The organism is Roseobacter sp. (assembly GCF_045106495.1).
Classification (GTDB): Bacteria; Pseudomonadota; Alphaproteobacteria; order Rhodobacterales; family Rhodobacteraceae; genus Roseobacter.
The window spans coordinates 42,260-65,358 of record NZ_JBGCEQ010000013.1 but is presented as its reverse complement, the minus strand read 5'-3'; the positions used below and the strand labels follow the sequence as shown (position 1 = coordinate 65,358).

24 protein-coding genes and 2 riboswitches are annotated in these 23,099 nt (G+C 57.8%); of the genes, 10 read left to right on the top strand and 14 right to left on the bottom strand.

Going from position 1 to position 23,099, the window contains the following annotated elements:
• Positions 1-9 precede the first annotated feature (9 nt).
• From petA to AB8B75_RS11050, 3 genes are all read right to left on the bottom strand, one after another.
• Positions 10-570: a ubiquinol-cytochrome c reductase iron-sulfur subunit gene (gene petA / locus AB8B75_RS11060; protein ID WP_405362218.1), complete on the bottom strand. Its 561-nt coding sequence runs from the start codon at positions 568-570 to the stop codon at positions 10-12.
• A gap of 200 nt (positions 571-770) precedes the next feature.
• Complete coding sequence (locus AB8B75_RS11055; protein ID WP_405362216.1) at positions 771-1,382, bottom strand: glutathione S-transferase; 612 nt, start codon at positions 1,380-1,382, stop codon at positions 771-773.
• Between the two features lie 40 nt (positions 1,383-1,422).
• Entirely contained in the window at positions 1,423-2,055 is a 633-nt protein-coding gene (locus AB8B75_RS11050) for an FMN-binding negative transcriptional regulator (RefSeq protein WP_405362215.1), read from the bottom strand.
• A 63-nt stretch (positions 2,056-2,118) separates the two neighbouring features.
• A riboswitch (FMN riboswitch) is annotated at positions 2,119-2,276 on the top strand.
• A gap of 73 nt (positions 2,277-2,349) precedes the next feature.
• Between AB8B75_RS11050 and AB8B75_RS11045 the strand changes: the two genes are divergently transcribed.
• Positions 2,350-2,793: a 6,7-dimethyl-8-ribityllumazine synthase gene (locus AB8B75_RS11045; RefSeq protein ID WP_405362213.1), complete on the top strand. Its 444-nt coding sequence runs from the start codon at positions 2,350-2,352 to the stop codon at positions 2,791-2,793.
• Here the strand turns inward: AB8B75_RS11045 and AB8B75_RS11040 are convergent.
• From AB8B75_RS11040 to AB8B75_RS11030, 3 genes are read right to left on the bottom strand one after another with little or no spacing between them, the layout of a single operon-like run.
• A complete protein-coding gene (locus AB8B75_RS11040; protein ID WP_405362211.1) occupies positions 2,790-3,482 on the bottom strand; it encodes an ATP-binding cassette domain-containing protein in 693 nt (230 codons plus the stop codon). The genes AB8B75_RS11045 and AB8B75_RS11040 overlap by 4 nt on opposite strands.
• Positions 3,469-5,025: a thiamine/thiamine pyrophosphate ABC transporter permease ThiP gene (locus AB8B75_RS11035; RefSeq protein ID WP_405362210.1), complete on the bottom strand. Its 1,557-nt coding sequence runs from the start codon at positions 5,023-5,025 to the stop codon at positions 3,469-3,471. Before AB8B75_RS11035 ends, AB8B75_RS11040 begins: the two co-directional genes overlap by 14 nt.
• Positions 5,001-5,981, bottom strand: coding sequence for a thiamine ABC transporter substrate binding subunit (locus tag AB8B75_RS11030; RefSeq protein ID WP_405362208.1), 981 nt, complete (start codon positions 5,979-5,981; stop codon positions 5,001-5,003). Before AB8B75_RS11030 ends, AB8B75_RS11035 begins: the two co-directional genes overlap by 25 nt.
• A 35-nt stretch (positions 5,982-6,016) precedes the next feature.
• Positions 6,017-6,117, bottom strand: a riboswitch (TPP riboswitch).
• Positions 6,118-6,210: 93 nt separating this feature from the next.
• On the opposite strand from AB8B75_RS11030, the gene aroC reads away from it, so the two are divergent.
• Positions 6,211-7,311 carry a chorismate synthase gene (gene aroC, locus AB8B75_RS11025; RefSeq protein ID WP_405362206.1) on the top strand — a complete coding sequence of 367 codons (1,101 nt, stop codon included), beginning with the start codon at positions 6,211-6,213 and terminating at the stop codon, positions 7,309-7,311.
• Here aroC and AB8B75_RS11020 read toward each other — a convergent pair.
• Positions 7,308-7,901 (bottom strand): TetR/AcrR family transcriptional regulator, encoded by a 594-nt coding sequence (locus tag AB8B75_RS11020; protein WP_405362205.1) that lies wholly within the window; start codon positions 7,899-7,901, stop codon positions 7,308-7,310. The two genes, aroC and AB8B75_RS11020, sit on opposite strands and share 4 nt — an antisense overlap.
• 143 nt (positions 7,902-8,044) lie before the next feature.
• Between AB8B75_RS11020 and AB8B75_RS11015 the strand changes: the two genes are divergently transcribed.
• From AB8B75_RS11015 to cobO, 3 genes are all read left to right on the top strand, one after another.
• Complete coding sequence (locus AB8B75_RS11015) at positions 8,045-8,425, top strand: DM13 domain-containing protein (RefSeq protein WP_405362203.1); 381 nt, start codon at positions 8,045-8,047, stop codon at positions 8,423-8,425.
• A gap of 70 nt (positions 8,426-8,495) precedes the next feature.
• Positions 8,496-9,470: a DMT family transporter gene (locus AB8B75_RS11010; RefSeq protein ID WP_405362202.1), complete on the top strand. Its 975-nt coding sequence runs from the start codon at positions 8,496-8,498 to the stop codon at positions 9,468-9,470.
• An 18-nt stretch (positions 9,471-9,488) separates the two neighbouring features.
• Positions 9,489-10,088 carry a cob(I)yrinic acid a,c-diamide adenosyltransferase gene (cobO, locus tag AB8B75_RS11005; RefSeq protein ID WP_405362201.1) on the top strand — a complete coding sequence of 200 codons (600 nt, stop codon included), beginning with the start codon at positions 9,489-9,491 and terminating at the stop codon, positions 10,086-10,088.
• Between the two features lie 24 nt (positions 10,089-10,112).
• Here cobO and AB8B75_RS11000 read toward each other — a convergent pair whose 3' ends face one another.
• The 4 genes from AB8B75_RS11000 to AB8B75_RS10985 form a co-directional block, all read right to left on the bottom strand.
• Entirely contained in the window at positions 10,113-11,672 is a 1,560-nt protein-coding gene (locus AB8B75_RS11000) for an adenylate/guanylate cyclase domain-containing protein (protein WP_405362200.1), read from the bottom strand.
• A 171-nt stretch (positions 11,673-11,843) separates the two neighbouring features.
• Positions 11,844-13,412 carry an alkaline phosphatase D family protein gene (locus AB8B75_RS10995; protein ID WP_405362199.1) on the bottom strand — a complete coding sequence of 523 codons (1,569 nt, stop codon included), beginning with the start codon at positions 13,410-13,412 and terminating at the stop codon, positions 11,844-11,846.
• Positions 13,413-13,524: 112 nt separating this feature from the next.
• On the bottom strand, positions 13,525-13,869 hold the full coding sequence (locus AB8B75_RS10990) for a hypothetical protein (protein ID WP_405362198.1): 345 nt from the start codon (positions 13,867-13,869) through the stop codon (positions 13,525-13,527).
• A 17-nt stretch (positions 13,870-13,886) separates the two neighbouring features.
• Positions 13,887-14,756 (bottom strand): branched-chain amino acid aminotransferase, encoded by an 870-nt coding sequence (locus AB8B75_RS10985; RefSeq protein WP_405362196.1) that lies wholly within the window; start codon positions 14,754-14,756, stop codon positions 13,887-13,889.
• A gap of 167 nt (positions 14,757-14,923) precedes the next feature.
• Here AB8B75_RS10985 and AB8B75_RS10980 point away from each other — a divergent pair, with 167 nt between their 5' ends.
• The 5 genes from AB8B75_RS10980 (at position 14,924) to dxs (ending at position 19,332) form a co-directional block, all read left to right on the top strand.
• Positions 14,924-15,436, top strand: coding sequence for a MarR family winged helix-turn-helix transcriptional regulator (locus tag AB8B75_RS10980; RefSeq protein ID WP_405362195.1), 513 nt, complete (start codon positions 14,924-14,926; stop codon positions 15,434-15,436).
• Entirely contained in the window at positions 15,433-16,134 is a 702-nt protein-coding gene (locus AB8B75_RS10975; protein WP_405362194.1) for a response regulator, read from the top strand. Before AB8B75_RS10980 ends, AB8B75_RS10975 begins: the two co-directional genes overlap by 4 nt.
• Before the next feature lie 143 nt (positions 16,135-16,277).
• The gene (locus tag AB8B75_RS10970) at positions 16,278-16,520 is read left to right on the top strand and encodes an exodeoxyribonuclease VII small subunit (protein WP_405362192.1); all 243 of its coding nucleotides are present in this window, start codon (positions 16,278-16,280) and stop codon (positions 16,518-16,520) included.
• A gap of 2 nt (positions 16,521-16,522) precedes the next feature.
• Positions 16,523-17,389, top strand: coding sequence for a polyprenyl synthetase family protein (locus AB8B75_RS10965; protein ID WP_405362190.1), 867 nt, complete (start codon positions 16,523-16,525; stop codon positions 17,387-17,389).
• Positions 17,390-17,400: 11 nt separating this feature from the next.
• Positions 17,401-19,332 carry a 1-deoxy-D-xylulose-5-phosphate synthase gene (gene dxs, locus AB8B75_RS10960; RefSeq protein ID WP_405362188.1) on the top strand — a complete coding sequence of 644 codons (1,932 nt, stop codon included), beginning with the start codon at positions 17,401-17,403 and terminating at the stop codon, positions 19,330-19,332.
• 51 nt (positions 19,333-19,383) lie between these two features.
• Here dxs and AB8B75_RS10955 read toward each other — a convergent pair whose 3' ends face one another.
• The 3 genes from AB8B75_RS10955 to AB8B75_RS10945 are packed head-to-tail and all read right to left on the bottom strand — an operon-like array spanning position 19,384 to position 23,098.
• Positions 19,384-20,226 carry an SDR family oxidoreductase gene (locus tag AB8B75_RS10955; RefSeq protein WP_405362232.1) on the bottom strand — a complete coding sequence of 281 codons (843 nt, stop codon included), beginning with the start codon at positions 20,224-20,226 and terminating at the stop codon, positions 19,384-19,386.
• Between the two features lie 55 nt (positions 20,227-20,281).
• Positions 20,282-21,061: a carnitinyl-CoA dehydratase gene (locus AB8B75_RS10950; RefSeq protein ID WP_405362186.1), complete on the bottom strand. Its 780-nt coding sequence runs from the start codon at positions 21,059-21,061 to the stop codon at positions 20,282-20,284.
• On the bottom strand, positions 21,062-23,098 hold the full coding sequence (locus tag AB8B75_RS10945; RefSeq protein WP_405362184.1) for an acetate--CoA ligase family protein: 2,037 nt from the start codon (positions 23,096-23,098) through the stop codon (positions 21,062-21,064).
• Position 23,099: the final 1 nt, after the last annotated feature.

Sequence of the window (23,099 nt, the reverse complement as noted above, 5' to 3'; positions counted from 1 at the left end):
GTTTCTCCCTTAACCGAGCTTGATTGTGGTTTCGTCCACAAATTCTGCGACAGGCACCGGCAAGTTTGTCGGCGCTGGCCCTTTGCGAATGCGTCCGGATGTGTCGTAGTGCGATCCGTGGCAGGGGCAGAACCATCCACCAAAGTCGCCCGCGTCGCCCAAAGGTACACAGCCAAGATGCGTACAGACACCCATCATCACCAGCCATTCGCCGGATTCATCCAGCGAGCGGTTTTCATCAGACGCATCCGCTCCCGCTACGGCATTCGCGTTTTCCGCGTTTTGGTCCGGCAATTCGCTCAACTCAACATCGCGCGCCGCGGAAATTTCTTCCTCGGTCCGGCGGCGAATGAATACAGGTTTGCCCAACCACTTGACTGTCAGCTGGGTACCGGGTGCTACATCGCCCACATCCACCCGAATAGAGGACAATGCCCGCACATCAGCGGATGGGTTCATCTGGTTGACCAATGGCCAAACAGCGGCACCGGTTGCAATAACACCTGCGCCACCGGTTGCGTAATAAAGGAAATCCCTCCGGGTGCCTCCGTGATCTTCTGCGTGGGACACGGGTTTACTCCATTTCCAGGACCGGTGACCGGCCAATAATTCCATTTGTCCACGAAAAACGTGGTTAAACTCCTACGGGTATGTAGCGCCGTGCCGACGCGCCGTCCAGTGAACAAACACGCGCAAACCGTCGCAGGCCCCCGTTTCAATAGAGTTTTCTAAGCGTAACCCGCGTTGAAATCGTTAACAGCAACCGGTCTTTATGTCGCAGGCGGTTTGGTGGCTTGCATTGAGGCACGCGAATCGAAGGCTGCATGCCACTGCGCCAGGGCTTCATTGTCCACGCGCCAGTTCCTCGCACCGTGTCGGAAATCCACGTAGGAAAGCGCGCAAGCAACGGAGATTTGCCCTATATCAAGCGGCCCTGACAGATGGCTCATCCAACGCGCATTCAGCACCGAAATAGCCCGTTCCACTTTTGCCCATTGTGCCTCGATCCAGGGTCCATATTGCATGTCTTCCGGTCTCAAACGGGCCTCATAGGCCATAGAGACTGCGCTATCCATGATGCCATCGCCTGTTGCCTCAAGGGTCAGCGTCTCCCAGCGCGAAGATCCCGTCGGGTACATCTTCGCACCATAAAAATCATTGATGAACGCTGTGATGACCCTGCTGTCATAGAGAGTTGTGCCATTGTCGCGCACCAGTGAAGGCAGTTTCGCCAAAGGGTTACTGGCCGCGAGCCCATCGTCCGAGGCAAAGGCCGTTGACGTAACGTCCAGCAATTCGACCTCGTCAGCTTTTTCCAACTCGTGCAACAAGACAACAACCTTGCGCACAAACGGCGACGCGGGAGAATGGTAGAGTTTCATCACGTTTTTCCTTTTTCGATTCGAGGCGAGCCTACCAGAGCTAATCGCCCTGTCTATTGGCGCCCCGCATCAAAGCTGCAAGAACGGCAAGATCAGCGCCCTGACCATAGGCTTCCACGTGGTCTGCTGCGCCAAGACGCACCTCATCGGGTTTGTTCTGGTTCAGCTTCCAGGTGCCGTCGACCCCCGTTACTGCCATGCGACACGGCACAATGGCGCGCATCATCTTGTCCATCACGCTTGGCGTCATTTTGGATGGGGTCCAGGGTTCTTTCGGCAGCAATCGATCCTCAAAGAATTTCGATTGTCGGTCCAGTAACGGGCGCAACGCGTCCTGTGGGCACAGCTCCAAAACCCCGGTCAGGTGAATGGCCACGTAGTTCCATGTCGGCACCTGATCGGCAACGCCGTACCAATCCGGAGAAACATAACTATCCGGACCAGAAATCGCGATGCGTGCCGATAACGGCGCCTCGTTCAGCGCCCGCGCAATCGGGTTGGACCGCAAGAGATGCAACCAGAGTGTCTGGCCGTCTTCATCCAGCAAGAACGGTACATGAGACATCCAGGGGCCTTCAGCACCGCTCACCGCCAATATGCCAAAGGCCCGATCCCGCGCAAACGCAAGATTGGTTTCATCGTCCTGCGTGTGGAAAACCGCGTTAGGGTGCATCGATTTGGCCTTTGAAACAGTTGCGTTTCCTCTTGCAGGCTTTACCGCATCTTGGCAAGCTACAGCTATTCTCAGGGCGGGGTGAAATTCCCCACCGGCGGTATGCATCCATGAGTTGCGAGCCCGCGAGCGCAAGTGGTTTCCAAAAGAGGCTGCTTGGTCAAGCAGATCTGGTGAGACGCCAGAGCCGACGGTCATAGTCCGGATGAAAGAGAATGCGGATGCACGCGGGCCCCGTCCGTGCGCAGTCGTGATCGCCTTGGGTGGACGTGTCTGAACCTAAAGGAGATCACCATGACACACACCCGTTTCGCCTTCGTCAAAGCGCAGTGGCACGCAAATATCGTTGACCGCGCCTATGATGGATTTATCCAAACTATCCCGCCCACACAGGTCGATGTCTTCGACGTGCCAGGCGCTTTTGAACTGCCGCTGATGGCGCGTGATCTGGCGGCCACCGGGCGCTACGATGCGATTGCCTGCGCGGCATTTGTGGTTGATGGCGGCATTTACCGGCATGAGTTCGTCGCTCAGGCCGTCGTCGATGGGCTGATGCGCGCGGGAATGGACACCGGCGTCCCCATACTATCGGTTTCGTTGACGCCGCATCAGTATCAGGAAACCGATCATCACAATGAAATTTACCGGGCGCATTTCATAGACAAGGGGCGGGAGGCGGCGACAGCGGCGCTTGGCATCCTCAAGACGCGGGCAGCGTTGCACGCAAAAGCGGCCTAGCCCAGGTAGGCCTGCAAGGCCGGGGGCGGGTTTTCCAACAAAGCCGTTGCCGGTTGCGGCGCAGCTGCACGCCCGCCTTCGACAAAGATCACATCGTCCGCAATGCGCCGAACGTCCTGCGGGTCATGGGTGACCATCATCAAGGTCGCCCCGGTCTCGATGCTCAGATCATGCACCAGATCAAGCATCTCATGCCGCAGGGCAGGTCCAAGAGCTGCAAAAGGTTCGTCCAACAGAATTACAGGCCGATTCTGCACCAAAATCCGGGCCAATGCCGCACGGCTTTGCTGGCCGCCCGAAAGTTCCCCCGGTTTGCGGGTGCCCATGTCGCGCAGCCCAACGCGATCCAACGCCTTGCCAACGTGCTCATGATCTTCAGCGGTCAGCTTCAGATCTGGCCGGATGCCCAAACCGATGTTCTTTTCAATGCTGAGGTGCGGAAAGAGGTTGTTGTCCTGAAACAACATCGCAATCGGGCGCTGGCCGGGCGGCGCATCTGTGATGTCCGAAGTTTTCCAAAAGAGCTTGCCGCCGCCCAGGGTCAGAAAGCCCCCGATCGCGCCAAGCAAAGTGGATTTGCCTGCTCCAGAAGGGCCGATGACAGCGGTCTTGCGCCCTTCAACAACCTCAAAATCGGCCGCCAACGCAAAACTGCCTTGCGAAATCATCACATCTTCAAGCTTCAGCACGCCAGCGGCCTCCCTTGTCGCAGATCCAGAAAACGCCAAGTGCCATGGCCAGGAGCAGCAAGGCCGCGCCCGCTGCTGCCTCGGTACGATAGGCGCCCATCAAGCGATACATCTGCAAGGGCAGCGTGGCTCGATCCGGATCGGCGAAAAGCGCGATGACGCCGAGATCGCCCACTGAAAGTGCGCCCGTCAGACCCGCAGTGAAGCCAATCTGTGCCCGCAACCTCGGGATCACCAGCCAACGCCAGGCAGACCATCCCTGCAAACCCACTGACCGAGACAATCGATCATAGGTCGTCAGCACATCACGCATTGGCGGCACAAGGATACGCAACGCAAACGGAAGCGCCATCAATGCGTTAATGAGTGCCGTTACCGGCAGTGCCAAAGGCACCGGGTTTGCGATCGGATTGATCAGGATGAACCAGCCAGTACCGATCATCAGGGGAGAGGCCGACAGGCCAATCAGGCCAATGGCCTCTGCCCCGCCCGCGCGGCGCGTGCTGATCCAACCGGCCATGGGTAACGCAATCACCAACAAGAGCGCGATGCTTATCAAAGCCACGCCAAGCGAGTTGCCTGCCGTTTTCCAGACACTAATCGGCATCTGTGGCAGTCCCTGCAAACCGGCCAAAACAACGGCAAAGAGGGGCAGGAGTAGAAAAGCGCTGCCCAGAGTGATGATGACGGCGTCTTGCATTTTCTGGAAACCGCCTCGGGCGTCCCACCGTTGCAAGGTCCGATCAAGGCCCGCGCTCATCGGAATATTGGGGATGATCGACAGCGCCACGAGGGCGGCACCTCCCGCCAAAGCCAATTGAACAAACGAGAGCAAAGCGGCGCGGGACAGATCGAAATCAAAACGAAAAGCTTGATAAATCGCCAGCTCAATAGTGGTGGCACGCGGCCCGCCGCCAAGTGTGAGCGCCACGGCGAAACTGGTCAGGCAGATCACAAATACCAATGCCGCTGCCCCAGGCGCCACTTGCCGCAGCAACGGCATTTCCAACGTGCGCTGGATCATTTTCGGCGGCAAATCAAGCTGTGCCGCGAGGCGGAAACGCTCGGCAGGGATGCTTTGCCAACCTTGCAGCAACAGCCGGGTCGCCAGAGGTAAGTTGAAAAACACATGCGCGAGAACAACGCCATGCAAGCCGTAAATCGACAGCGTCGGGAAGCCGACTGCGTCCAGCACAATATTGATCCATCCGGATCGCCCAAAAACCGTCAACAAGCCCAGGACAGCGACAATGACCGGCAAGATAAACGGCGCCCCTAAAAGCGTGATCAGAAATCCACGGCCGGCAAAGCGACGGCGCGCCAAAGCCCGAGCCAGAGGGATGGCACAGGCCACTGAAATCAATGCCGAGAGCGCAGACTGCAGCAGGGTGAAGCGAATGGCAGCCCAATCGCCGGGACCAAACCCGCGTCCGACATCCGCCCGGATGCCAATCCCAAGAAATGCCAGCAGGACCACCGCAACGACAAAACTGCTTGCGATGATCCCGGTGGTGCCAATTACTGGCTGAGCGCGTTGCGCCATGTCTCGACCGCCTGTTCCTGAACAGCTGCGGCGTCTTCTTCAGAATAAAACAGCACCTTTTCCGGCAGATCCAGTTGCGCCCAACCTTCTGGCCATTGGTCCTGCGGCAAAGCAGAGGGCAACGACCAGTTCGCCGTTGGAATCATCTGCTGGAACTCGGTGCTGAGAACATAGGCCATAAAGGCATCTGCCAGTTCCGGCTGTTCGGTCTTGGCGATTTTGCCAACTGTTTCGACCATGAAATAATGACCTTCCGGGAAGATTGCCGCCTTCTTGGTGAAATCCTCTTCAGCAAACATGTGGTAGGCCGGGGACGTGGTGTAGCTCAACACCATATCCACTTCGCCATCGGTGAACATGCCGTAACTGGCCGACCAGTCTTTGGTCACAGTGAGGATTTTGGGTGCCAGCTTTGTCCAGACCTCTTCTGCCTTGTCGCCATAGACCGCCTGAACCCAGAGCACCAAGGCCAGACCGGAAATCGACGTACGCGGGTCCTGAATGACGATTTTTACGTCGTCCGACATATCCAGCAAAGCATCAAAGCTTGCAGGGGGCGCGTCCATTGTGGTTTCGTTGTAGATAAACGCCGTATGTCCGTAGTTGAACGGCAGGAAGGTGTCATCTGTCCATTCAATGGGCAGTGTCAGCGCCGTATTGTCCTGACCATGCGCCGCAAAAAGACCCGTCGCGCGAGCTTTGGCTGTAACGTCAGAGGTGAGGCCGATCACCACATCGGCTTTGGTGCGCTCCCCTTCCAGCAAAAGGCGCGGCAACAAATCTCCGGTGGCAAATTGCAGATCACAGGCGCAGGTTTCCTCAAACCCGCTTTCGATCATCGGGCCGGGGCCCCATTCAGACGTAAAATAGTCGCCGGCATAAACAGTCAAGACCGGTGTCTCGGCCCCGGCCTGTGAGGCCAGCAAAAGTGTAGTTGCAAGTAAAGTTCTTCGCATGATCAGTCCTTTCGAATGCGTCGAACGGCGAAAGAGGATGATCATCTCACCTTCCCTCCGCCGGTCTTAACCGGTTCAGGTTCTACGGGTCCGTGTTCAACACATCTCAGCCTGAAAGGCCCCCCGAGGTAAGCCGAGGGTTAATGTGCAATGAAACGATTGGCAAGCGATAAGCTCTTGAGGCGCCGCGCCCGCGCCGCTAAGCACCCAAACCAAGGGAGCATCGTTCATGTCGATCAACAGTTTTGGCCATCTTTTCCGCGTCACCACCTGGGGTGAAAGCCATGGTCCTGCCTTAGGTGCAACAGTCGACGGCTGCCCGCCCGGCGTGGCCATTGATGAAGCCATGATTCAGCGCTGGATGGACAAGCGCAAACCGGGTCAGAACAAATATACCACCCAAAGGCGCGAGGCCGATGAGGTGCGCATTCTATCCGGCACATTTGAAGGGGTGACCACAGGAACGCCTGTGCAACTGCTGATCGAGAACACCGACCAGCGTTCAAAAGACTATGGCGATATCAAAGACAAATTCCGCCCCGGTCATGCCGACATCACCTATTTTCAGAAATATGGCATCCGCGACTACCGCGGCGGTGGGCGGTCAAGCGCGCGCGAAACGGCGGCACGTGTTGCAGCGGGCGGTCTTGCGCGCGCGGCACTGTCAGCCCTGGTTTCGAATGTCGAGATCAAAGGCTACATGACGCAGATGGGACCGCACCAGATCGACCGGGACCGGTTTGACTGGGGCCAGATTGACGAGAACCCCTTCTGGGTTCCCGATGCAACGGCGGCGGTAGAATGGGCCAACTACCTGGATGGTTTGCGCAAATCTGGCAGCTCGGTCGGCGCGATCATTGAAGTTGTCGCGCGCGGCGTGCCAGCGGGATTGGGCGCGCCCGTCTATGGCAAATTGGATACAGACTTGGCTGCAGCGATGATGAGTATCAATGCGGTCAAGGGCGTGGAAATCGGGGAAGGCATGTCGGCGGCGATGCTAACCGGCGAATTGAATGCCGACGAGATCACCATGGGACCGGACGGACCGGTTTTTTCATCAAACCACGCGGGCGGTATCCTAGGCGGAATCAGCACCGGTCAGGACATCGTCGTGCGTTTTGCTGTAAAGCCGACATCAAGCATCCTGACCACGCGCCGGACGATTACAAAAACCGGTGAGGAGACAGAAATCATTACCAAAGGCCGCCACGATCCCTGTGTGGGCATACGTGCGGTTCCAGTGGGAGAGGCCATGATGGCCTGCGTCCTGTTGGACCATTTGCTGCTGCACCGGGGACAGGTTGGTGAAAACCAAGGCCATATCGGTTAGCCTCCTGCACCATCCAAAAGGCGCGCAACATTGTCTTTGCTTTGCTCGACAACGCCGAGTGAAACACGGGAACGCGCCAACACGCGCAGTCCGATGTACTGAGTCAGCAGCGTATTGGCCAAAGCGCGCAATGCTTCATGGGGCCACTCTGCATGCACAGTGGATGAATGCAATGCGGCCTCCAGCGCGTCTCGAATGCCGCCGAGACCATGTGCCACCGCGGCTGCAATCTCCGGATCGGACATTTCAAAACCTGCCGCCGCCGAGCATAACAAACAGCCGCGCGTGTCACCTGCTGCCACGCGGTCTGACACTGCCTGAAACAGACCAAGTATCCTGTCGCGCCCGTCTGGCACGGTTACATCTGTCAACCGTTGCTTTGCAGCACCCACCGCTTCTTTATCATATTGCGCAAGAACCAGAAGGTAGAGGGTCTTCTTATCACTGAATGCCTTGTAGAGACTGCCGCGGGTGAGCCCCATACCCTCCAGCAAATCTGGAAGCCTCGCTTCTTGATAGCCTTTTTCCCAAAACACTTCAGTGGCGCGTTTGATCGCTTCTTCGGTATCGAACTCTCTGGGTCTTGCCATATGGATCTCCTGTCAACTAACGCTGTATAATTCGGAACCAATTGTTACACAACTCACGCAGACGTGTATTGTACCAATCAGTTCCTAACTCTAACTGGAGTGCATCACAAACCCTGACAGCCCAACAAAGAAAGACCGCTCTCATGAAAATCCTCGTCAATTCCTTCCTTGCAATCGGCCTTACCGTTCTCGCGACCTTCGGTGCCTTCGCCGGAACATCCGGCAGTTTCGTCGGAAAAAGTGATCACATCACTACCGGCGGTGTTACAATCGTCAAAAACGCAGATGGCACCGCCACCGTCACGCTCGATGAAAACTTCTCGCTCGATGGCGCGCCAGACCCGCGCGTTGCGTTTGGGAGAGATGGCAGCTATGCGCCTGAGGCAGATCTTGGTGTATTGCAGAACTTGAACGGCAAACAGGTTTACACCGTGCCCGCATCAGTAAACATCGACAATTACAACGAAATCTACATCTGGTGTTTGAAATTCTCGGTACCGCTCGGCGTCGCTGCACTGAACTGATTTGGTCGCGAGATCAGGCACCGAACCGCGCGCGCTTGATCTTTCCCTTTCAGGGGCGCAAGAGACGCCCATGGCGCAAAATCTCACCCAACACCGCCCTGGCCGCGCAATTGCCCTCAAGCTTTGCGCGGTCTTTTTGTTCATGGTCATGGCCGCGATCATCAAAAGTGTCTCTGGCAAAGTGCCCCCCGGCGAGGCCGTCTTTTTCCGCTCGCTCTGTGCCATGCCAGTCATTCTGTTATGGCTGTGGCAACGCGGGCAGCTACGTCAGGGATTGATCCCTTCGAACTTGATGGGCCATGTCTGGCGTGGCGTGTTCGGCACAACCGCCATGGGGCTGACCTTTGCTGGTCTGGGTCTCCTGCCCCTGCCCGAGGTAACCGCGATTGGCTATGCCACACCGATGTTCACCGTTTTGTTCGCGGCCCTCTTTCTCGGAGAACGGGTTCGCATTTTCCGATTGTCGGCAGTAGCTCTGGGACTGGTCGGAGTGATGATTGTCATGGCACCCCGTCTCAGCATAGGTGCCGATGATCTCTCGCGCGCAGCCACCTTTGGCGCAGTGATGGTACTTACGGCCTCGATCCTGCGCGCGCTGGTGCAAATTCACGTCCGCCGACTGGTAATGACCGACCACACTGCGGCAATCGTTTTCTACTTTTCGGCGACCGCCACCTGCCTGGCCTTGCTGTCGGCGCCCATTGGCTGGATCGTCGATCACCCGGCATTTGTATGGCTCTGGCCCGAACCCGACGTGTTGATCTGGCTGGTCACCGCCGGACTTGTGGGCGGTGTGGCGCAGATCATGATAACGTCATCCTACCGGTTTGGTGGCGCGTCCATGCTCGCGCCTTTTGACTATGCCTCGATGATCTTTGCTGGCATCATCGGCTATGTCGCCTTTGACGAACTGCCTACAGGCCCCATCATCATTGGTGCCAGCCTGGTCATTGCGGGTGGTGTTCTGATCATTTGGCGCGAACGTCAATTGGGGGTGGACCGCAGTAAATCTAAGCCCAATATGCCACCCTCAGGCATCCCTTAGTCACGAGGAAATCACGCAATGAGCGACGCAGAAACCCACAAGGACGACATGAAGAAGGTGCAGGCCAAGCACCGCGCCAAAGTTGCCGAAGCCAAAGACCCGGAAAAAGGCTTGGTGTTGGTGCACACTGGCAACGGCAAAGGCAAGTCCTCCAGCGCTTTTGGGGTGGTCATTCGGGCCTTGGGCTGGAAGCAAAAAGTGGGCGTCGTTCAGTTCATCAAAGGCAAATGGATCACCGGCGAACGGCGGTTCTTCGACCGGCTTGGCGACGTCACCTGGCATACAATGGGCGAGGGTTTTACCTGGGACACGCAAGACAGGGACCGCGATATCGCGGCCGCAGAGGCGGCATTCGCAAAGGCTGTGGACATGATGAACAGCGGAGAATACGACCTTGTTGTCCTCGATGAGATCAACATCGCCTTGCGTTATGACTACCTGGATGTGGCATACGTCATTGAATGCCTGAAAGCGCGGGACAAACGCACCGGGGTCATTCTGACAGGTCGCAATGCCAAGCCCGAATTGATGGAATACGCAGATCTGGTAACCGATATGACAGAAATGAAACACCCCTACAAAGCTGGCATCAAAGCTCAGCGTGGCGTAGATTATTAGTCCCTGAGTTAACCGAATTCACAGCTATGCCACGGAATGCCCCGGTTGCAGCGCGTCCTTGATCGCGGCGCGCACCCTGTCGCGTGTGCTTGGGTCGAGCGCACCCAGATCCAGCGTCAGCCTGCCATCGTCATCGACACCTTGGATCGCAGACACCGGTGACGCCTCGGCGAGGCTTTTGACATGGTAGGGGACGATTTCGCGCGCAATGCCTTTGAAGTGTACCGGGTCTGACGCGGTCGCATCAACGATATCGCGCACATGGGCATAGGTCTCGTAGCTCAACACGATCCCACCTGGCTCAGCGATGCTTTCGAGCCGGGCAGCAAGGTTCGCCTCCGCACCAATGATAGTATAGTCCATCCGCGCATCTGAACCAAAATTCCCCACGTTGCAGTAGCCCGTGTTGATGCCCATCCGCGCCTTGAAGGGGTGCTCCAGCCCTTTCAATTGCCAAACGGTTCCCAAATCGGCCAGACGCTGTTGCATCGCCAGGGCCATCTTGACACAGGCGCGCGCGTCTTCGGCCGCTCCCTTGGTTTCAGGGTCACCAAAAAACGCAACAATGGCGTCACCGATAAATTTGTCGATGGTTGCGCCATGCGCTTCCGCAATAGCCGACATCTCGGTGAAGTATTCATTCAACAATGCCGTCAGCTCTTCCGGCTGCATCCGTTCGGTTGTTGCCGTGAAATCCTTGATGTCCGAGAAAAACACCGTCAGCTTTTTTCGCTCGGTCGAGATTGTGCTGTCTTTTTCCCCGGAAAATATCGATCGATAGACTTGCGGCGACAAGTATTTGGAAATTTTCAGCGAGATGCCTGCAAGAAATTCGTTGTTGGCCGCGAGCTCGGCGTTCAGCCGGCTAAAGCGCGCAGCCAGTCGGAACTGCATTGCGGCGAATAGCAATCCAATCGTACCCGCTACAGCAAAATAGAGCAGCAACCACTTGAACGACCAGATGTTCAGCGCAACCGGCTGGCGCACCGTGACAGTCTGCAACGCACGCACGTCACCGACCTCCCAGTCCTTTTTCGGGCTTTCCAGATGCGAATTATGGCAGTTCACACAAGATCCCGACATGACTACGGGCGTGGCCAAGGTAATTCTGCGGTTCCAGATGTTGCCAGTTGACTGAATGATTGATTCAGGCGCATCGGGGTTGTCGCGAAACTCGGCCAGCGCGGCCTTTTCAAAGGGGTCGAGATTATGCGCTGGTCTGTTTTGGAAGGTATGGTCCGAAACGAACCGGTATTCGACGTCACCCTCGCTGGCACCGATCGCCTCACCCAGTTCGAGCGACAGCGTGGCCGGGATCGGGATCGCACCGGTCACATCCAGATAATTATGCAGCGCTTGCGTTTTCTCATCCGTGCTGACGACCCTGCCAACCACATTTGTGGCGTAGTAAGAGCGGACACTGCTGATCACACCATTCAAGCTGGTCGCCTGTCGTTTGAGTGTTTCATCAGAGAGGTTCTTCAGATCGAGCCAGATGGCCACCGGCAAACCGATCAAAGCCACCAGTACCAGCACAATCAGTAGCGAGGGTCTCTTTACGAAAAACAATCCAAGGCGGTCCACATTAAATCTCCCCATCAGATGGAAAGATATTAGCACACTGCCGCGCAACCATCTGTGTGCAAGTTCACTTTGCCCGTATTTGTGTTCCGGAATTCCCCCAGAAATGGCAAAAAGCATGCCGCCCGGGTGCGAGCGGCATGCACAAAAGTAACCGGTTTTTGGCAAATGGTTTTAGATGCTGATGCCCTTTGGATCCAACGTCACCGAGTAGAGCAAAGTGTCAGCACGGTCCATCAGACTCACTTTCATTTGCTGTGTTTGCCCGTCGATGTCCACCAACCCGAAAAACTGCAAGCCCATGGAGGGCGGCAGGTTGACACCCTGCGCCTCTGTCGGCGCTTTCACATATTTGACCTCGGGACCAAATGTCGCGTCCATCGCGTTGGGTCCGAATGTGCCCGCATGCAGCGGTCCCGAAACGAATTCCCAGAAGGGCTCAAAGTCCTGAAAATGCGCTTTGTCCGGGTTGTAGTAATGCGCCGCCGTGTAATGCACATCCGCAGTAAACCAGACGGTGTTGTCGATCTTGGCCGTTTTGATGAACCGCAAGAGTTCCGCCAGTTCGACCTCGCGGCCCATCGCCGGACCGTCCTGACCATCGGCAATCCCCTCGGCACCCGACTGTTCGCGGAAATTGTCCCAAACGATCAGTCCAATGGGCTGGTCAGAGGCGATCACCTTCCATGTGGCCTCGGATGCTGCCAACTCGCGCTTCAGCCATGCCATCTGTTCCGCGCCCAGCACCCGCTGATCTTCGGTGAGCTCGGTGCTGACTTTCGCGGTGTTCGGTCCGCGATAGCTGCGCAGATCCAGAAAGAAAACATCCAGCAAAGGGCCATAGTTGATCTTGCGATAGACCCGGTTCGGTTCTTCGGGCGTAATCCGCAGTGGCGTCATCTCGTGGAAGGCCCGTGTGGCGCGGGATTGCAGCATATGAACCGATTTCTCGGTGTAGCGGTCATCGCTCATCAGATCCTTGCTGTCCGACCAGTTGTTCACAACCTCGTGGTCATCCCATTGCATGAAGGTCGGAACCACCGCGTTCATGGCCTGAACATGTTGGTCCAGCATGTTGTATTTCCACTGACCACGGAACTCATCCAGCGTCTCGGCGACCTTGCGTTTCTCATCCGGCAGCACGGTGTTTTTCCAAAGGGTGCCATCTTTGAGTTCCACCTCATCCTGCATCGGGCCGTCTGCATAGACCGTGTCGCCGGAATGGATGAAAAAATCAGGCTGGTGCTGCGCCATGGTGGCATAGGTGGCCATGCCCGCATCATCAATTCCCCAGCCCTGCCCCGCAGTGTCCCCCGACCAGGCAAACCGGACATCGCGACGGGCCATCGGGGCGGTACGGAACCGACCTACCAAGGGTTCCGACACAGCATTAATGTCGTTGAGGTCAGCCGCGACGAAACGGTAAAAGATATCCTGATCAGACGGTAAATTGCCGATCAGACGTTTTATCGTCATGTCGCTTGTTGGGATTGCATCCATGAATGCCAGCCGACGTGCATCGGCAAAGCTCTCGGTGGTGGACACGTCCATGCTGATCCGCGCGGGGCGATCAGTACGGGTCCAGATCATACCTGACGATGTGTCTACGTCGCCGGACTGAACGCCATGGGTGAACACAGGACGCGACGCGGCGCGGCTGATGGCGGGCATGGCGAGGCTGGTGACGAAAGCAGTGGATCCGGCAAGAACGGCGCGGCGGGTGGGGCGTATGAGACGTGTCATCAAATTCTCCGTGTGGCGTGTGGCTACCGTCACATGGAACTGGTTTTACGTAACGCTTGAGAGACACACTTGTAACGGAAAGGACAAGATTTTGTAACGTCCAAAAGTCAGCCTAGTCCAGCGTCTCCACGGCACCCGGATGCGTGTTTGTCACATAGGTCATGGGGCTATAATCCAATACCAATGAGAAATAACACGGCTCCTTTATCTGCTGCTTTATTGCCAACTCCAGCGCATCCAGAAGCCGCGCCGTAAAGGCGGTATCCCGATGCGGCTTACGCAACATCGAGATCGCTATGAGGCAATGGCTGTGGTGAAAGAGATCGGTCGGATAAGCACGTCCCTTGCACGCGCCCGACCCGTCGTCATGCTCTAGAATTGTCGTTTCGATCACCCGCAACACGGCAACAGCGTCAAACGACAAATCAGAGGAGAACTTAATTTCCGCATGTGGCATCAAGAACCCTTCAGGCGTCAGCTTCGCACCAACGTCTCATAACTCTGCGCAATCTCACGCGTGATGCTGCCAACCTCGAAATTGTACTCGCCGATCTGGCCGACGGGGGTGACCTCAGCCGCTGTGCCGGTCAACCAGCATTGCTCAAACCCTTCAAGCTCTTCGGGCATGATGTGACGCTCATGCACCCTGATCTGGCGGTCCTTCAGCATGCCGATCACCGTCTGGCGGGTGATTCCGTTGAGGAAACAATCCGGATCAGGGGTGTGCACTTCGCCATCTTTAACAAAGAAGATATTGGCCCCGGTCGCTTCGGCCACATAGCCGCGATAATCGAACATCATCGCATCCGAACACCCTTTTGTTTCGGCGGTGTGTTTGGACATTGTGCAGATCATATAGAGACCCGCCGCTTTGGCATGGCTGGGGATCGTCTCAGGGCTTGGGCGTTTCCATTTGGAAATGTCCAGTTTGGCGCCCTTCATTTTCGCGTCGCCGTAGTAGGCACCCCATTCCCAAGCGGCAATCGCCATCTGAACCGGATTGCGCGCGGAGGCGACACCCATGTCTTCGCCCGCACCACGCCAGGCGACGGCGCGCACATAAGCGTCCTGCAAACCACTTGCGGTCAAAACCTCGACCTTCGCGGCTTCGATCTCATCCACGGTGTAGGGAATTTCGAAATCGATCATCTCCGCCGAGCGCTTAAGACGTTCGGAATGTGCGCGACTTTTGAAAATCTTGCCGTTGTACGCCCGTTCGCCCTCGAAAACCGAAGAGGCATAGTGCATGGCATGGGTCAGAATATGAATATTGGCATCACGCCACGGGATCATTTGCCCGTTCATCCAGATTGTACCATCACGATCATTATAAGCGCCTGCCATCGTCTTTCCTTCCCCAGAGCATCATGTTTTCAAATATTGCGCAAAATACGACCGAAACGGACATAAAATTGCGCAAAAGCTGCGATTCGATAGCTCTTCACCCTTGGAATGTCAACAACACTGACATATGCTCGCCAAAACAAAATTTATAGAACGTGGGACAAAGTATGGCGGATGGTCGGAGCACAACGGCCCACAGCGGCGAAAACCTTCTGTTTTTAACTGACGAGCGGCTGCGGCAAGGCATCGAAGCGATGTTCTTTGCCTACCGCGGCTTTACCGCCGACCCGGACCGCATTCTGGCAGAGATGGCTTATGGTCGCGCGCATCACCGGGCGGTCCACTTTATCAACCGTGCACCCGGCACAACAGTAAACAATTTACTCAATATACTGGGTGTCACGAAACAATCTCTCAACCGTGTCTTGCGTACCCTGATCGAGGATGGTCTGGTAGAAAGCAAGGTTGGCAAGCGTGACAAGCGCGAGCGCCATTTGTTTTTGACCCAAGAAGGCCAAGCGCTGGAACAGAAACTCTCAGATGCCCAACGTGTGCGCATGCGCATGGCCTTTCGCGAAGCAGGGCCTGAGGCCGTGGCCGGGTTCAGGCAAGTGTTGGAAGCGATGATGGACCGGGAAATGCGCTTTGCCTACAACCGCTTGAAGGACAGCAGCCAATGAGTGATATGGACGCGCACCTGCTCATCGTGGATGACGATGAACGCATACGGACGCTTTTGCAAAAGTTCCTGATGCGCAACGGGTTTCTGGTGACAGCCGCGCGTGATGCAGCACATGCCCGGCGCATTCTTTCAGGTCTGGATTTTGACCTTATCGTTCTGGACATCATGATGCCGGGCGAGGACGGGTTGTCGTTTACAAAGGCGTTGCGCGAAACCCACGATGTTCCCATATTGCTATTGACCGCCAAGGGCGAGACAGGCAATCGAATTGAGGGCCTGGAAGCTGGTGCAGATGACTATCTGGCCAAGCCTTTCGAGCCTAAGGAACTGTTGTTACGCATAAACGCTATACTGCGGCGTATGCCCGAAACCCTCATAGACCACGCCGCACCAAAAGTCCTGTCTCTCGGCACAATCAAATATGACATGGAACGGGGCGAGATGTGGCAGGGCGAAGATCTGGTGCGGCTGACCGCCACAGAGATGCAATTGATGAAAATATTCTCCGCAAGCTGCAACGAGCCCATCAGCCGGTCCAAGTTGGTCGAAGAACTGGGCCGCGACAGAGGACAGGCGCAGGAGCGTGCCGTTGACGTGCAGATCACGCGTTTGCGTCGCAAAATCGAAGACGATCCGAAACAGCCACGGTTTTTGCAAACAGTGCGCGGCGCGGGATACATGCTGGCTCCGGAATAGTAATTGCGCGGCAGCGCCGCTGCGAGTTTGACCCGCGCCGCACCTTTCCTGCATCTACTTGAACCGCCGTCATGCACCACGGACTGGTGCTGCGCGCGAAATGCCATTAGAAAAGCGTGACGCAAGATACAGGACCTTCCAGCATGACCGACACACCCACCGAAGAGATGAGCTTCGAGCAAGCCATGGCCGAGCTTGAGAAAGTGCTTGGGCAGCTGGAGCGTGGCGATGTGGCGTTGGATGAAAGCATTGCGCTTTACGAGCGCGGTGCCGCTTTGAAAGCCCGGTGCGAGGCCAAGCTGAAGGAGGCCGAAGAAAAGGTCGCGGCAATCACGCTTGATGGCGACGGCAAACCAACGGGTGTTACGCCGGTTGAAGGGCTCTGACCATGTTCGCCGAACGTCTGGGCACTTCTGCTCGGGCCATTCAGACACATTTCGATCAGGTCCTTGCGGTTTTGGATGACCTCCCCGTTGTTCATGCAATGGCGCATGCCACCGGCGGCGGGAAACGACTGCGCGGGTTTTTGGTCCTTGAAAGCGCGCGTTTGCACGGCGTTGGACCTGACCGCGCGATCTGGCCCGCCACAGCGATTGAGGCCCTTCACGCCTATTCGCTGGTGCACGACGATCTGCCCTGCATGGACGATGACGATCTGCGTCGCGGCCAGCCTACCGTCCACAAGAAATGGGATGACGCCACGGCGGTTTTGGCCGGTGACGCGCTGCAGGCATTGGCGTTTGATTTGGTCTCGAGACCTGAGACCGGCCCGCCTGAGGTACGTGTGACACTGACCGCTACCCTCGCCAAAGCCGCCGGCGTGCAAGGCATGGTGCTGGGACAGGCCCTCGACATGGCCGCTGAAACTGCCTCAGCACCTTTGACGCTCGACCAGATAACCGCCTTGCAACAAGGTAAAACCGGTGCATTGATCGAATGGTCCGCCACGGCGGGTCCCCGTCTGGCCCGGGCCGATACAGCGGCATTGCAGCGCTATTCACAGGCCTTGGGTCTGGCATTTCAGATCGCCGATGATGTGCTGGACGTGACCGGCAACAGCGACACCATCGGCAAAGCCGTTGGCAAAGATGCCGAAGCAGGCAAGGCCACATTTGTGTCGCTCCTGGGTCTGGACGCCGCGCGCAAACGGGCTGACGAACTCGTTGAGCAGGCCTGTGACAGCTTGGCGGGTTACGGAAATGACGCCGACACCTTAAAAGAAGCCGCACGCTTTGTTGTGACGCGTGCGCATTGAGAGACAGTAATATGACGTCAGAGACCCCCAAAACGCCTTTGTTGGACATGGTGCATCGACCCGCCGATATGAAACAACTGTCTGATGCCCAGCTCACGCAGTTGGCCCATGAGTTGCGCTCTGAAACCATTTCTGCGGTCTCCGAGACCGGCGGACACCTCGGCGCCGGTCTGGGTGTCGTGGAGTTGACCGTGGCGCTGCATGCGGTTTTTGACACCCCCCGCGACAAGCTCATCTGGGATGTCGGGCACCAATGTTATCCGCATAAGATCCTGACGGAACGCCGCGACCGCATCCGCACATTGCGCATGAAAGGCGGCTTGAGCGGTTTCACGAAACGCGCCGAATCGCCCTATGACGCCTTTGGCGCGGCCCATAGTTCCACTTCGATCTCTGCCGCCTTGGGATTTGCCGTGGCGCGCGATCTGGGCGGGGTGGTGCCCGAAGGCCTCGGCGATGCGATTGCGGTGATCGGCGACGGCTCCATGAGTGCCGGCATGGCCTATGAGGCGATGAACAACGCGGGGCACCTGAAAAAGCGCCTGATTGTGATCCTGAACGACAATGAGATGTCGATTGCCCCACCCGTCGGTGCCATGTCCACATACCTCAGCAAGCTCTACGCTGAAGAACCGTTTCAGGACTTCAAGGCCGCCGCCAAAGGGGCGGTCAGTCTGCTGCCCGAGCCCTTCCGCGAAGGCGCTAAACGCGCCAAGGATATCCTCAAAGGCATGGCCGTTGGCGGCACCCTCTTTGAACAGCTCGGGTTCTCCTATCTGGGCCCAATCGACGGGCATGATATGGACCAGCTGCTGCCGGTCCTGCGCACGGTCAAAGCCCGCGCCACCGGGCCCATCCTCATCCATGTGCTCACCAAAAAGGGCAAGGGCTACGCCCCGGCCGAAACCGCACGGGACAAGGGCCATGCCACTGCCAAGTTCGACGTGGTCACCGGCGCGCAGAAAAAGGCCGCCTCCAATGCACCCAGCTATACCCGTGTCTTTGCCGACAGCCTGTTGCAGGAGGCTGCCGAAGACGACAAGATCTGCGCGGTGACGGCGGCAATGCCGGATGGCACCGGGCTGAACCTCTTTGCCGAGCGCTACCCCAGCCGGTGTTTTGATGTGGGCATCGCCGAGCAGCATGGCGTGACCTTTTCCGCGGCTCTGGCGGCAGGGGGCATGAAACCCTTCTGCGCGCTCTATTCCACTTTTCTGCAACGCGGCTACGATCAGGTCGTGCATGATGTTGCGATCCAACGCCTACCGGTGCGGTTCGCCATAGATCGCGCCGGCCTTGTGGGCGCGGATGGCGCGACCCATGCGGGCGCCTTTGACATTGCCTATTTGTCCAATCTGCCGGGTTTCGTGGTGATGGCCGCCGCCGATGAGGCGGAGTTGAAACACATGGTGGCCACTGCCGCAGCCCATGATACCGGGCCGATCGCTTTCCGTTTCCCGCGCGGAGAAGGCAATGGTGTTGATATGCCCGAACGCGGACAACCGCTGGAAATTGGCAAGGGCCGGATCATCTCGCAAGGCGCGCGGGTGGCGCTGCTGTCCTTTGGCACCCGTCTGGCAGAGGTTGAAAAAGCCGTTGAAACACTTTCAGCGCGGGGTGTCACGCCCACCGTCGCGGACGCGCGTTTTGCCAAACCTTTGGACCGTGATCTGATCCTACAACTGGCGGCAGACCATGAGGCTCTGATCACCATCGAAGAAGGAGCCGTGGGTGGATTTGGCAGCCATGTGGCACACTTGCTTGCCGAAGAGGGCGTTTTCGATACGGGGCTGAAATACCGCTCAATGGTGCTGCCCGACATCTTCATTGATCAAGCAAGCCCCGCAGATATGTACAAGGTCGCAGGCATGAATGCCGCCGAGATCGAAAGCAAAGTCCTCAGCGTTCTCGGCGTGGCTCAGATCGGCGAAGCGCGGGCCTGAACCCGCCCAGCGCAGGACCTCGATGGGCTTCAAAACGCGGCCTCCGCTGGGTCAGAGCATCGCCTTCAGCCCGGTCCGGTAATCCGGATACAGCAGTTTGACCCCTAATTCCTCCTTGATCCTGTCATTGCGCACTTTTTTGCTCTCGGCATAGAAGCTGCGCGCCATTGGGGTCATCTCGGCAGTCTCGAAATCCACTTCAGGCGGCACCGGTAGGCCCAAAAGCTCCGCGGCATGGGCAATCACATCCTGAGGCGGCGCCGGGTCATCGTCGCAAAGGTTGTAAATCGCGCCCGGATTGGGCTGCGCCAACGAAGCCTCCAGAACCTGCGCGATGTCCTCAACGTGAATGCGCGAGAATACCTGTCCTTTCTTGATGATACGCCGCGCGGTCCCATTGCGGACCTTGGCAAAGGGTCCACGTCCGGGGCCGTAAATACCCGCCAGGCGGAAAATATGCAGGTTGAGACCGGCAATCGACTGCCACTGGCTTTCCGCTGCCACACGCGCTTGACCGCGCTTGGTCGAGGGCGTCAAAGGTGATGTCTCATCCACCCAACCGCCCTGATGATCCCCATAAACCCCTGTGGTCGACAGATATCCGACCCACGGCAAACGCGGGGCCGCCGCAGAAATCTCTGTCTGCAGCGCATTCAGCGTCGGATCACCATCAGGTCCGGGCCCGGCAGAAATCAGCAATGCATCGATCTCGCCCAGAAGCGGCGCCAGATCCGTGCCCGGCCAGATCACAGGGTCCACACCCGTGGCGGAAATCTGGGCAGCTTTTTCAGCGCTGCGTGTGGTGCCGATGACGCGCCAGCCCTGCGGCAATAGACGTGCCGCCAGCGCGCGTGCTGAAAAACCGTGCCCGATCGAAAGAAGCGTTTTTGTCATGGGTGTAAGGTGAACGTCCAAAGCCAGAGGTTCAAGCCCCGCGTCCCGGTTTGCCTCAGCGGCCTTTCCAGACCGGGTCGCGCTTTTCGGCAAAGGCGCGCGCACCTTCCAGCTGGTCTTCGGAGCCATAGAGCCGGTCAACCGTTTCCAATTGTCGTCGGGTGATGCGGTTCATGGCATCCTGAAATTTGGCGTCTTCAGCATCGCGCACAATTTCCTTGATGGCCGCGTAAACCAGCGGCGGTCCGGAGGCGAGCATTTCCGCCAGAGCCCAGGCCCGGTCCATCAGGTCGCCCGCTGGTACAATCTCATTCACAAGACCCCAGTGTTTGGCTTCGACCGCGTCGAACCAACGGCCCGTCAGCAGCAGTTCCATGGCAATGTGATAGGGAATGCGCTTTGGCAGCTTGACCGAAGCCGCATCTGCCACCGTCCCGGAACGAATTTCCGGCAGCGCAAAACTGGCATGCTCCGCTGCGAGGATCATGTCAGAGCTCAGTGCCAATTCCAGCCCGCCGCCGCAAGCAATCCCATTGATCGCTGCAATGACCGGTTTGTTCAGCCCGCGCAACTCCTGCAAGCCGCCAAAACCACCCACGCCGTAATCCCCATCCACCGCGTCCCCCTCTGCAGCGGCCTTGAGATCCCAACCGGGGCAAAAGAACTTTTCGCCGCCCCCGGTTAGAATGGCCACGCGCAGCTCGGGATCATCCCTGAAATCGGCAAATACTTCGCCCATCAAGCGGGAGGTCACCAGATCGATGGCATTGGCCTTGGGGCGATCCAAGGTGACCTGCAAAATGGCCCCTTTTCGGGTGGTTTTAATCGGGTCCATCTACGTCTCCTTTTGGGGTGGGCCTGCGGCCATCATGATCAGCGCATCACCTGCGACGGCGCGGTCTTTGGTACAGATCAACGGGTTGATCTCAGCTTCGTTCATTGTGCTCTGATGCGCAATGACGCAGGCTTGCAGCCCCATGATGGCCGCCGTGATGGCGGTGATATCTGCCGCTGGCCTGCCACGGTAACCGGCGAGCAAGGGATATGTCTTGAGCTCTTTGATCGCCGCCTGGACATCCGCTTCTGTCACGGGCAACAAAAGCGACACTGTGTCCTGCCAAAGCTCAGTCATGACGCCACCCGCGCCAAGTGTCAGCACAAACCCATGCGCCGCGTCCCTGGTCACACCGACCAGCAATTCCGCAACGCCGTCCTCGACCATCTCTTCGACAAGAAAGCTCTCCGCCACAATGCCACCGGCGACACAAGCAAGCGAATCATGGGTCAAATTCAACCGCACAGCGCCGGCCTCGGACTTATGCGCAAGACCCAGACCCTTCAAAACCAAGGGTGCGGTGATGCCTGCAGCCAGACCGAAATCTGCTGTGGATGGTACAACAACGCCTTTCGGCACCGGCACCCCATGGGCACGCAAAAGATCCTTGGCCTCGGCCTCATACAGCAACCGCGGCGGCAGCACGGCCCCCGGCACAAGCGGCGCGACATCCTGAAGCGGCGTCATGTTTGCCGCCGCCTCAGACACCACCATCGCCTCGCGCAGCCCGCAGATCGGCGTTACACCGGCGGCCAGCAAACGTGCGGAAACGTCAAGCGGCATCAACTCCGGAAGGGTCGCGACAACGGCCACAGGCCGCCCGGCTTCTGCGCGCACGGCAATCGCAGCCTGCGTGGCGGCCTCCCATGCACTGGCGTCAGTATGCGGGTAGTCGATGATCAACATCACCAGGCCAATGTGCGCTGCGGCCATCGGCAACCAGGCGGCCGTCATCTGCTCCACATCCCCCCAAACATAGGTGTGATAATCCAAGGGGTTAGACAACGCCACCATGGGCCCCAAGGCCATCTCAAGGTCTGATTTCTGGCTGTCCTGCAGCGGCGGAAACACTAGGTTCAAATCCGCCGCAGTATCCGCTGCAAGGCTGGCTTCTCCACCAGAACAACTGATGCAGGACAGTGCGTTGCTCTGCAATGGCCCACTCACATGCAAGAGTTTCAAGGCCTCCAGAAAACACGGCAAATCATGGACCCGCGCAATGCCAAACCTGCGCAGCAGCGCCGCAGCCCCTGCTTCACTGCCGGCCAGCGACGCAGTATGCGAAACGGTGGCCTGTCGCGCTTGCTCTGATGCGCCGACCTTCAATGCGATCAGAGGCACACCTTTGGCCTGCGCCTTCAACGCCAAAGCATGCCAAGCCGCCACATCGCCAAACCCCTCGATATGCAGACCAATCGCCGTAATGCGCCTGTCCTCCAGCAGGGCCGTGGCAATTTCCGCCTGGCTGGTCTGTGCCATATTCCCGCAAGTCACTACGTAAGCCAGGGGCAGGCTGCGCAGCTGCATGGTCAGATTGATCGCGATATTGGAGCTTTGGGTCAGAATCGCGACGCCCGTCTCAACCCGGGCGCATCCATGTTGATCCGGCCATAACAGCGCACCGTCCAACGCATTGATGAACCCATAGCAGTTCGGCCCAAGGATCGGCATATCACCCGCTGCCTGCACGAGATCGGCTTGCAAATCGGCGCTCTGCGCGTCTTCGGCCACCGCCTCGGAAAACCCGGAGGCAAAACAAACCGCCCCCCCTACGCCCCGTCGCGCCAATTCACCCACTGCGCGAACCGTAAGATGCCTGTTGACCCCAATGAAAGCCGCGTCGGGCACCACTGGTAGTTCGGCGATGGTTGCATGGGCGGCGATCCCCTCAACCGGTGCCGGATCGGGATGCACCCGCCAGATCGGACCGACGTAGCCTTGCGCCACAGCCTGCACGATGACTTGCCGACACCATTCGCCACCGCCGATCACAACGATCGACTGCGGGTGCAGCAAACGACTCAGGTTCCTGGCCATC